The sequence below is a fragment of the Priestia sp. 40 genome (assembly GCF_049368575.1).
GTDB classification, from domain to species: Bacteria; Bacillota; Bacilli; order Bacillales; family Bacillaceae_H; genus Priestia; species Priestia zanthoxyli.
The window spans coordinates 288,042-298,620 of the sequence record NZ_JBMPZA010000025.1; the positions used below are offsets into that span (position 1 = coordinate 288,042).

Annotated in this window: 9 protein-coding genes; 2 read left to right on the top strand and 7 right to left on the bottom strand. The window is 38.7% G+C overall.

Going from position 1 to position 10,579, the window contains the following annotated elements; translation table 11 throughout:
* Positions 1-3: 3 nt before the first annotated feature.
* Positions 4-1,467, bottom strand: a complete 1,464-nt coding sequence (gene treP / locus ACO1DI_RS26120) for a PTS system trehalose-specific EIIBC component (RefSeq protein ID WP_014461350.1) — start codon at positions 1,465-1,467, stop codon at positions 4-6.
* 198 nt (positions 1,468-1,665) lie between these two features.
* On the opposite strand from treP, the gene ACO1DI_RS26125 reads away from it, so the two are divergent.
* Positions 1,666-1,842: a YvzF family protein gene (locus tag ACO1DI_RS26125; protein WP_014461351.1), complete on the top strand. Its 177-nt coding sequence runs from the start codon at positions 1,666-1,668 to the stop codon at positions 1,840-1,842.
* Positions 1,843-1,880: 38 nt separating this feature from the next.
* Here ACO1DI_RS26125 and aroD read toward each other — a convergent pair whose 3' ends face one another.
* From aroD to ACO1DI_RS26140, 3 genes are all read right to left on the bottom strand, one after another.
* Entirely contained in the window at positions 1,881-2,666 is a 786-nt protein-coding gene (gene aroD / locus ACO1DI_RS26130) for a type I 3-dehydroquinate dehydratase (RefSeq protein WP_371905393.1), read from the bottom strand.
* A 66-nt stretch (positions 2,667-2,732) separates the two neighbouring features.
* A complete protein-coding gene (locus tag ACO1DI_RS26135; RefSeq protein ID WP_014461353.1) occupies positions 2,733-4,490 on the bottom strand; it encodes a thiamine pyrophosphate-binding protein in 1,758 nt (585 codons plus the stop codon).
* Positions 4,491-4,541: 51 nt separating this feature from the next.
* Positions 4,542-5,972: an aldehyde dehydrogenase family protein gene (locus ACO1DI_RS26140; RefSeq protein ID WP_014461354.1), complete on the bottom strand. Its 1,431-nt coding sequence runs from the start codon at positions 5,970-5,972 to the stop codon at positions 4,542-4,544.
* A gap of 527 nt (positions 5,973-6,499) precedes the next feature.
* Between ACO1DI_RS26140 and ACO1DI_RS26145 the strand changes: the two genes are divergently transcribed.
* Complete coding sequence (locus ACO1DI_RS26145) at positions 6,500-7,057, top strand: shikimate kinase (RefSeq protein WP_013055659.1); 558 nt, start codon at positions 6,500-6,502, stop codon at positions 7,055-7,057.
* Between the two features lie 24 nt (positions 7,058-7,081).
* Here ACO1DI_RS26145 and ACO1DI_RS26150 read toward each other — a convergent pair whose 3' ends face one another.
* The 3 genes from ACO1DI_RS26150 to ACO1DI_RS26160 all read right to left on the bottom strand — a co-directional run.
* A complete protein-coding gene (locus ACO1DI_RS26150; RefSeq protein ID WP_115653162.1) occupies positions 7,082-8,113 on the bottom strand; it encodes a LacI family DNA-binding transcriptional regulator in 1,032 nt (343 codons plus the stop codon).
* Positions 8,114-8,259: 146 nt separating this feature from the next.
* Entirely contained in the window at positions 8,260-9,585 is a 1,326-nt protein-coding gene (locus ACO1DI_RS26155; RefSeq protein ID WP_140451601.1) for an NCS2 family permease, read from the bottom strand.
* Between the two features lie 488 nt (positions 9,586-10,073).
* Positions 10,074-10,579 (bottom strand): amidohydrolase family protein (locus ACO1DI_RS26160; protein ID WP_423145745.1); only part of this gene is annotated, 506 nt, incomplete at its 5' end.

Below are 10,579 nucleotides of genomic sequence, written 5' to 3' on the forward strand. Positions count from 1 at the left end.
CATTTAATTCTTTGAATTATGTTGAAACGAGTCTGTACCCGCGACAGTTGATGTAACAGTTGATCTTTTCTGAAGCTTTCCAAGCGTTAACGTTAAAAGAAACGGCACTACGATTACGATTATCATTCCAATAATAAAAGGCGGCCAGCTCTGTGGAACAATTGATAACGGAGCAGGGATACCACCGATTCCCACCGATGCTGCTTTTACTCCCGCAACGGATATGACGACACCAGCAATAGCAGAACCAATCACTGCAGAAATAAAAGCAAATCTAAAGCGTAGATTTACACCAAACATTGCAGGCTCCGTAATGCCAAGCCACGCTGAAATCCCTGACGTTAAAGACAATCCTTTTAATTTCTCATCATTTTTTGAAAGAATCATTATCGCAAAAGCCGCAGAGCCTTGTGCAATATTCGATAATGCTACCATTGGCCATAAAAACGTACTTCCCACGCTTCCAATCAGCTGTAAATCTACGGCTAAAAATGTATGGTGCATGCCCGTAATAACAAGAGGAGCATATAAGCCTCCGTACACAAGCCCTCCAATAAATGGAGCCGTTTTAAACAGCCATACAACTGCACCTGTAATAACATTTCCTATTGCAAATGTAATTGGACCAATCACAATAAAAGCGAGAAACCCTGTTACTAAAAGAGCTACAGGCGCTACAATCAAAAGTTGAAAACCATCCGGTATGCGTTTTCGTAAAAACAATTCGATTTTTGCCAAGACGAATGAAGCAGCTAACACAGGTAAAACCTGTCCTTGATAGCCGACTTTCTCAACATGCAGGCCAAATAAATTCCACGTATCGATACTTCCTTTTTTTAATGCTTCTCCGTAAGACCATGCATTTAGCAAATCAGGGTGTACGAGCATGAGCCCAAGGACAATTCCAAATAAAGGACTTCCTCCAAAACGCGTAACAGCTGACCACCCAATAAGAGCTGGCAAAAAGGCAAAAGCCGTATTCGCAATTAAATTAATCATACTTGCGAAGTCTTTCCACTGTGTATGAACATCTACGATTGATTTATCATCGTAAAAAATTCCGGCTCCTGTTAGTACATTATTGATTCCCATCAATAAACCCGCGGTTACGATGGCCGGTAAAATGGGAATAAAAATGTCAGCTAATGTTTTTATTGCGCGCTGCAGCGGATTTAAGTTTTTAGCCGCTTCGTTTTTCACTTCTTCTTTAGATAGTTCGCCTATACCTGTAAGCGCCACCATTTCTTTATATACTTTATCAACCGTGCCTTGACCAATAACAACTTGAAACTGGCCGTTTGTAGAAAAAGATCCTTTTACTAATTCGTGCTCATCTAGCATACGTTGATTGACTTTACCTTCATCTTTTAAAACAAGTCGAAGACGCGTTACACAGTGCGTTGCAGCAGAGATATTTTCTTTTCCCCCAACGGCTTCTACAATGCGCTCCACAGATTCTCGATTCATGTCTTTTCCCCCTTGTTTCCGCTTTCATTTTATTCGAGTATTTCCTATCCCCTATATAAATCTCACCACAAACCTGTATATACAAGTTTTATGTTTTTATTCTAACCTGTATATACATGTTCGTCAACAAAAATAAAATTACTTCTTTTTCATTTCATGATATAGTCAAAAAGCAAAGTATATGGAAGGAGACGTTACATGCTGCAAGTAAGATTAATGGGAACGCAAGAAGAAATTAATGAAGCAATCAAACAATTTGAACAGAACTACCATATAGAACATCAGTCAAAAGAATATACGCGAAGCGCTAATCCAAAATATGAGCGCAAAAAAGATACTCGCGTTTATCTTTCAATGCATTTAAAAGATAAATAAAAAGAACAAGAGCATAGCATGCTCTTGTTCTTTTTATTTTATATCGAACCAATTTGATGGAAATGATTGCTCTCAGGACCCGTAACTTTTTTTGTTAACTGAATTATTTTTCGTAATTCATCAATTGGAACTTGCCCAGGAGCTGAGCTGCTTTTCCCTACAGCGAAAGTAACAGAAGAGCCGTACATCCACCCGACGATCCGGCTAATAGCTCCTAACCCTCCCATTGACATGGTAATGAGAGGAATGCCGAGCTCTTTTTCAGCCTCTCTTGTAGCTTCCAATAAAGTTAAAACATCTTGATTGTTCTGAGGCATGACAGCTGCTTTTGCTGCATCTGCTCCGTAAAATTCAGCTAGAAATAAGCTTTTAAAAATTTCCGCTTTAGGAGGCGTAAAAGAAAAATTATGATAAGAAAGCACAAGTTTCTTGTTATTTTCCTTGGAAACTTCACGCAAATAGCGGATGTGATCCGGCTGATTTGATACTTCAAAATCAATAATTGCTACATACGGGTGTTTACATACCTCTGCAAGTATGGCTACTACTTCTTTTTCTGATAAAGAAATAGGCTGCCCTCCTTCTTTTTGAGAACGTACAGTAAGCAAAATAGGAGTGCGCTCGCTATTTTCATATATACCTTTAGCTGCAGAAAGGACGCTGTTTATATCTTGAATTTCTTCATAAAAATCTAAGCGCCATTCAATTATATCCGGCTTTTTTAATAGAATGTCCGCCAGCTCTGTTAAAAGCTCTTTGTGATTTTTGCCTACTAAAGGCGTACAAATAGATGGAGAATGAGTTCCTTCCCCTCTCTCTAACATAGAAACAGCTCCTTTTTATCAAAGTTAAATATTTCCGTTTCTATTTCAGCATTTGTTCCATACTTGTTAAACAGATACATGGTGTACTTTCTTATCTGGAGAATAAATATCCATGATGTTCCAATGTCCTGATGTTGGTACGGGATTGTTTAACATCGCTACATCAATTACAACTGGTTTATTAGAAGCAACAGCTCTTTGAAGCGCCGGTTTAAACTCTTCGGCTGATTGAATTTTTATACCTTCTACTCCATAAGCTTTAGCGATACCTGCAAAGTCAGGAGAATATACCTCTCCATCTTTTTCAAATACTGTGCCTAGAGTGGTTCCAAAATGTGCTTTTTGCAGTCCCGCTATCGTACCAAACGCAAAGTTGTTCATAATGATCCAAACCACAGGAATATTCTCTTCGGCTGCCGTAGCAAGTACAGCTGGATTTTGGCCGAATCCCCCGTCTCCTACTAGAGAAACAACTACTTTATCAGGCTGAGCTACCTTTGCTCCTAAAGCTGCCGGCGCTCCAAATCCCATTGTGGCAAAACCTCCTGGAGTTAATATACTTCCAGCTTCATAGATTGGAAACTGCTGTCCTACCCCATTCTTATTCCAGCCTACATCAGTAGTAATATAGGCATCTTTCGGCAGGACTTCACGAACTTCATTTAAAATTCGCTGCGGCTGCATTGGGAATGAATTATCGTGAATATACTCTTCATTGCTAGCTTTAAACTCTTCACGATAAGAAGCAATCTCTTTGATTAATGCTTCATTTTTTTCCCCTTCTGGAATAAGCTGTTTAGCTACGCGATTTAAGACTTTAAGGGCTTGTTTTAAATCAGCTACTGCACCAATTTCGGCGGGATAATTACGCCCTATCTCGCTAGGATCAATATCAATATGAATCAATTTTGTGTTTGAAAAATCAAACGTATACTCCGGCTCCCATGAGCTAGAATCTGCTTCTGCAAACCGTGTTCCTAATGCTAAAATATAATCGGCAGTCCGGCACTTTTCATTAATAAACTTCGTGCCCCAAAACCCTGTCATCCCTAGAGTCAAGTCATGATCATCTGGAAGCGCTCCTTTTCCCATCAAGGAATGGGCTACCGGAATATTCAAGTGATCCACGAGCTCTTTTAGTTCATTTGCTGCATCTGCTAATAGGATACCTCCGCCTACATATAACACTGGATTTTTGGCATTAATTAGTTTTTGTACAATACTCTTTGCCGTTTCGTCATCGATAGAAGGTTTTTGCAAAGATTTCGTTTGGCGATGCAATCGATCAAATAAAGAAACATCGATCTTTTTTGAAAAGATATCCATAGGTACAGATACTAATACGGGGCCAGGATTTCCACTTTCCGCTAGTAAAAATGCTTTCTCTAATATTTCTGGAAATAAATCTGGACGGTCAACTCTCCATGCACGCTTAACGAATGGACGATAAATTTCATATTGCGAAGCATCAGCATGTAAATTTACCTCTTGATGCGGATGCTTTCCATAATAATGAGTAGGAACATCACCAGCGATGACAACCATTGGAATTGAATCTAACGCTGCATTGGCTACACCTGTAGCAGCATTTGTTAAGCCAGGACCTAAGTGACTTAATACTACTGCTGCTTTTTTCGTCACACGCGCATAGCCATCAGCTGCATGCGCTGCAATTTGTTCGTGTCGAACGTTGATAAATTTAATTTTGCTTTCTTCTAAGGCTGTTAGTACCGCTATGTTTGTATGACCACACAAACCAAAAATATGCTCGATGCCTCGCTCCTCAAGATAATTTACTAATTGATGTGATATTAATTTTTCCATTGTATATCCTCCTTTAAATTCACTATATAGTTTGTCAGGTAATAAACTCAGCTACGATAGCTGCAGGACAATCATTTTTGTTTCTGTCATATCTTCAATCGCAAAGCGAGGTCCTTCTCTACCAACGCCGCTGTCTTTTATCCCACCGTACGGCCAATGGTCGAGTCGAAAATTAGAGGTTCCATTAATCACAACTCCTCCTACTTCTAAAGATTCAGCCACACGGTAAGCTAAATCCATTTGATTTGTAAACAGCCCTGCTTGCAAACCGAATGATGAATCATTTGTTTCCCGAATAGCTTCTTCAATGTTTTGATAAGGAATGATGCTCACCACAGGGCCAAACACTTCTTGACACACTACTTTGCTTTGTTTAGGAGGATTTAATAGAACAGTAGGTTCTATAGAAGCTCCTGTCTTTTTGCCGCCACATATCAGCTTCGCACCTAGATCGACTGCTTCTTCAATCCAAGCCAAAACTCGGTTTGCTGCTTTTTCATCTACTAAACATCCAACATCCGTCTGCGGCAACAGAGGATCTCCAACTTTTAAAGACATTACCGCACTCTTCAGAAGCTCTGTAAATTCAGAAACAACTGAGTCATGTACATAAATACGCTGAACTGAAATACAGCTTTGACCGGAGTTGCTAAACCCTGTTCTCCCACACATTTCAGCAGCTTTCTTAATGTCTGCATCTTCATGAACGATTGTTGAAGCATTTCCTCCTAATTCTAGAAGCACTTTTTTCATTCCAGCCAGCTCACATATATTTCTGCTTGCCACTGTTCCACCGGTAAAAGAAATGACATTTACCCGGTCATCTTTTACGATTTGCTGTCCTGTTTCTACTCCGCCTAAAACCATATTGATAGCGCATTCAGGCATTCCAGCTTCTAATAATAGAGCTATAAACTCTGAAGCAACTAAGGTTGTTTGCGGAGCTGGTTTTAAAATAACGCTGTTGCCGGCAGCAAAAGCCGGTCCAATTTTGTGGCATACTAAATTCAAAGGTGCATTAAAAGGAGTAATAGCAGCAACGACTCCCACAGGCACACGGAATGTAGAAGCTATCGCTTTTCCTCCTCGTTCAGAAACATCTCCGGGGATCGTTTCACCGATAAGCCTTTTTGCTTCTTCCGCGGACTGCTCTAATGTTTCTACAGATCGAGATACTTCATCCAACGTATTCTTCAGCGGTTTTCCTAACTCATTTGAGATGAGAGAAGCAAATTTTTCTTTTTGCTTTTCCAAAAGCCTTGCTGCTTCTTTTAAAATTTTTGCTCTTTCATAAGAAGACAGGCCCGCAACTGTTTTTTTAGCTTCATAGGCGGCCGATAGTGCTCTTTCAACATCTTCTGGCGTTGCTATAACTTGCTCACCAATTACTTCCTGCGTATACGGACTTTGAATACTTACTGCTGATCGATTACCTTCAAGCCATTCTTTATTTACATAAGGCCTTGCTCGTCTAAAGCTCATTGTTATCTCTCCTTTTAACAATTGACCTGACTGCTTTTTAGATCGATCTAATTTTAAATATAGATCGATCTAAACTTGATGCAGTATTCTATAAATCCTATTAATTTAAAGTAATAACTCGTTTTGTAAACGTTATCATAATCCTACAACAGAAATTTTAATCTAGCAATAGTAAATTAAAGAATTTTCTAAAAATATTCATTTATACTGAGTCTAGTTTGCTTATACTCTCTTACGTAGTCTCACGTTCACTTCTTTTTTTCTTACATACACTGTAGGAGCACTGTCAATATGACAAAGATTAATGATTGTGATCGAGCTTACCTATTACTAATTTGCTTTGGTTACAGCATATCACCATCTGTTGACTAACAAAAATTTTATAAACGCGAGCTGATACTTGCTTCGTAGGACATAATATACCTTTCACTGTTTTTACAAACAGTAAAATTTGTATTATAATTCTAATAACTAAAATACAAAATAATAAGTTTTTTATTGTTAAAAACAGAAAGAGGCTTTGAAAAATGACTTACAGCGAGATGTCTCTTAGAGAAAAAAGCATTGTATTTATTGGCTTTATGGGCGTAGGTAAAACAACAATCGGCGAACTAGTCGCTAAGAAATTATACAGAGATTTTGTCGATATAGACCAAGAAATCGAAAAAATGTTTCAAATGCCTACATCACAAATCTTTAAAGAGTTTGGTGAAGAGTTTTTCCGAAATAAAGAAAAAGAAGTAATTAGCCAGTTATCTCAGCAGCGTTTAAAAATTATATCCGTTGGCGGAGGCGCATTTCTTCAAGAAGAAATTCAAAAAATATGCTTATCAAATTGTATTGTATTCTTTTTAGACCTTTCATGGGATTCATGGAAAGAACGCATCAGCCTCATTATTGACAGTCGCCCTGTTTTACAAGGAAGAAGTCTAGAGGATATTGAAGAATTATTTTATACGCGACAAGCAATTTATTCCAACCACCACTCCAAAGTAGAAACTGACAATTTGGATATTGAAGAAGTAGCAAATTATATTGTTGATTCCTTGAAAATGGCTTGGGATATTTACGAACCGTCCAAATAATTCACAAGGAAAAGAAGCAGTTCATTAACTGCTTCTTTTTTTTGATGACGATTCTCGAACAACTAACTGAGGCGTTAAAATAATGCGATGATGATGTTCTTTTTTATCAACAATTTGGTTATGAAGACACCGTGCAGCATCTTTTCCTATTTGTCTTGCAAAAGAAGAAACGGTTGTTAGAGTAGGGTGGCATACGGATGATTCCATGACATTATCAAATCCCACTACCGCTATATCTTCTCCCGGAGCGATCCCTTTCTCTTTTAAGCCTTGCATGACGCCAAATGCAACTAAGTCGCTAAAACAAAAAACTGCTGTTGGAGGCTCAGAAATGTTCAGTACTTGATGTGCAGCTTCTACACCGCCGCTTCTTGTCGGACCGCTCGGAATAACAAGCTCTTCATCAATAGAAATTCCTGCGTTCTTTAGCGCCGAACGGTAACCTTCCATTCTTTCTTTCCACGTTGTAGAACCGGTTGTTCCTCCTAAAAAGGCGATTCTTTTATGTCCCTGTTCAAGTAAGTGTTGAACCGCTTTTTGAACGCCTAAGCTATAATCTACCCCTACATAATCTGACTCCACTTCAGGCAATTCCCTTACTGCTAGTACTGAAGGAACATCTAAATGCTGAATTTTTCTTACCGTATCTTCCGATGTACCCGCAACAGGACATAAAATAATGCCCCCTACCCGATGCTCTAGCATCGTAGAAAGCAGCTGATCCTGTCGATTATCCGAATCAAACGTCGTACCTAAAAACACCGTATATCCGTCTTTCTCGAGCTCCTCGTGTACTCCAATTAACAATTCTGTAAAGAACGTATTAGATATATCCGTAATAATAACTCCGATTGTTGATGAAGTTTGAGATCTTAAATTTGCTGCAATACGATCATATACGTATCCTAACTCTTTCATCGAAGCTAGAACTTTTTTTCTTGTTTTTTCGGAAACACTTGGACTATTTCGTACAATAAGAGAAGCGGTAGCTCGAGATACTCCCGCGTGTTCTGCCACTTGTTGTAAGGTGACACGTTTGCGTTTACTTTGTTTCAATTTATTCCACCAACCCTTTATAAGGCACCTTTTATAATTATTTTACAATTATCTAAAATAAAAGAAAAGCTTCATTCTTTCACGATGTTCTCTGACAAGGACTCAGTAACAAAAAAAGACGTAGCTTGAGGCTACGTCTTTTCTTCCTAATGGGAACTCATATAAAAATTGATAAAAAAGGCAATGGTGATTACATACATCATCCAATGAATTTCGCGATGGCGTCCTGTAAACAGTTTAATCGCTGTGTATGAAATGAAGCCGAATGCTAACCCTTCTGCAATGCTGTAGGTTAACGGCATCATGACAATTGTTAAGAAAGCGGGAACAACCTCAGTAAAATCGTCGAAGTTAACGTTTCGAATGTCACTTAGCATAAGCGAACCAATAATAATGAGTGCTGGAGCAGTAGCAACGCTTGGGATAAATTGAATAAGCGGTGCAAAAAACAAGGTAAATATAAATAAGATGGCAACCGTTAATGCCTTTAAGCCGGTACGTCCTCCTTCGGCAATACCTGTTGCATTTTCAATATACGTATTTAGTGCTGTGCTTCCAAAAATAGCACTCGCCATTGTACCGATTGAATCCGCTGCAAGCGCACGATTTAAACCTGGAATTTTACCGTTTTTATCTACTAAATTTGCTTTTTTAGATAGTCCAATCAATGTCGCCAGCGTATCAAACAATTCTACGATGGTGAAAGAAAATACAACTGAAAAAATACCGTAGGCAACTGCACCTTTTAAATCCATTTGAAAGAATGTTTCTCGGACGCTTGGCGGCGTAGCTGAAAAAACGTCTTTCACCGAATGAGGAACTGCTTGTACTCCTACAATCATCGCTAATATTGTCGTAGCAAAAATACTTATAATGAGAGCGCCTTTTACATTTTTAGCCATCAGTACAGCTGCTAATATCAGCCCAAAAATAGCCAGTAAGGGGCCTTTATCCATGACATTTCCAAGTCCTACAAAAGTAGACTCGTTTGCCACAACTAATCCAGCGTTTTTCAAACCGATAAACGCAACAAAAAGACCAATTCCAACTGCTATTGAAGACTTTAATACGTTCGGAATGGCATCAATAATCTTTCCGCGTATTCCTGTTACCGTTAAAACAAAAAACAACACGCCGGATATAAAAACTGCTCCAAGTGCCGTTTGCCATGACAACCCTTGCCCTAATACGACTGAATACGTAAAAAACGCATTTAAACCCATCCCTGGACCGGTTACAATCGGGAAATTTGCCCATAGGGCCATCAGTAACGTACTAAATACAATGGCGTAAATGGTAGCTGCAAGAGCCGCTTCTCGGGGGATACCCGCGTCAGACATGATAATGGGATTGACGATTACCATATAACTGACCGTCATAAAAGTTGTAAGTCCTGCTAGTATTTCTTGTTTTGGTGTTGTGTTGCGCTCTGATAGTTTAAACAAGCGCTCTAATATTCCGTTACGCTCCAACACGCGCGCCTCCCTACTTCTAAAAAAAATAAAAAATCCTACCTATTCAAATGTCCTAAAAAGGACACGATTTAGGAGGATTTACGTTTTAAAGTAAAATCTTTTGTCCTATTATAGTCTTAATTTGTAGATATGCAAAGGTAGAAAACGCTATCATTATAAAAATTTTTATCTTCCGTTAGTTTGGAATTTTGAAAATTTATTTCTCTTATCTTTTTAGTCTGTTGCAAGAGTACCCTTTTTACTCATTTATACAAAAAAGAGATTGAGACATAACTAAATAAATCCATTCTAAAGACAAAGAAATGGAATAACCGCAGAAGTCTACGCCTTGTCCTCCAATCAACAGCTAGAAGCAACTAAACAGATGAAACCTACGTTCACCTTGACAACAAAAAACTCGAATTATTAATCAATAACTCCGATTAATAATTCGAGTTTACTTCCACTAAAATACTTTTATCCCAGCCTCTTCTTCGTTTTACATCTTACGAAATTAAAAGTGGAATTCTTTTTAAAAGACGATCAATCGAACGATTTGCCTCTTTTAGCACGATTCCCTGGTCAATTGTTTTTAGCACGCGATTTTCCATCAGAATTTCTCCATCAACCATCGTTAACTCTACATCTCCTCGCGTTGCTGAATACACAACTCTGGAAATAGGGTCTACGCCGTAAGATGGAAAGGTATGAAGCTGATTTAAATTTAAAATGGCAAGATCCGCTTTTTTCCCAACCTCTAAACTTCCAATTTCTTTTTCAAGCCCAACTGCTTTCGCTCCGCCAATTGTAGCCATTTCGAGCACGTGCTTTGCATTCATGGCCGTTGGTCCGTAAGAGGGTTTATGAATCGTAGCGGCCAGCCTCATTTCGTTGAACATATCCAAATTATTATTACAAGGAGCACCATCAGCGCCAAGACTTAAAAATACACCTTGCTCTAATAAACTGGGCACATCTGCGATTCCCGATGCAAGTTTTAAGTTTGAGCCTA

Bases quoted from the DNA above. Each gene is read 5' to 3' on its own strand.
- treP (WP_014461350.1), bottom strand. From the start codon at position 1,467: ATGAATCGAGAATCTGTGGAGCGCATTGTAGAAGCCGTTGGGGGAAAA.
- ACO1DI_RS26125 (WP_014461351.1), top strand. From the start codon at position 1,666: ATGCTGCAAGTAAGATTAATGGGAACGCAAGAAGAAATTAATGAAGCA.
- aroD (WP_371905393.1), bottom strand. From the start codon at position 2,666: ATGTTAGAGAGAGGGGAAGGAACTCATTCTCCATCTATTTGTACGCCT.
- ACO1DI_RS26135 (WP_014461353.1), bottom strand. From the start codon at position 4,490: ATGGAAAAATTAATATCACATCAATTAGTAAATTATCTTGAGGAGCGA.
- ACO1DI_RS26140 (WP_014461354.1), bottom strand. From the start codon at position 5,972: ATGAGCTTTAGACGAGCAAGGCCTTATGTAAATAAAGAATGGCTTGAA.
- ACO1DI_RS26145 (WP_013055659.1), top strand. From the start codon at position 6,500: ATGACTTACAGCGAGATGTCTCTTAGAGAAAAAAGCATTGTATTTATT.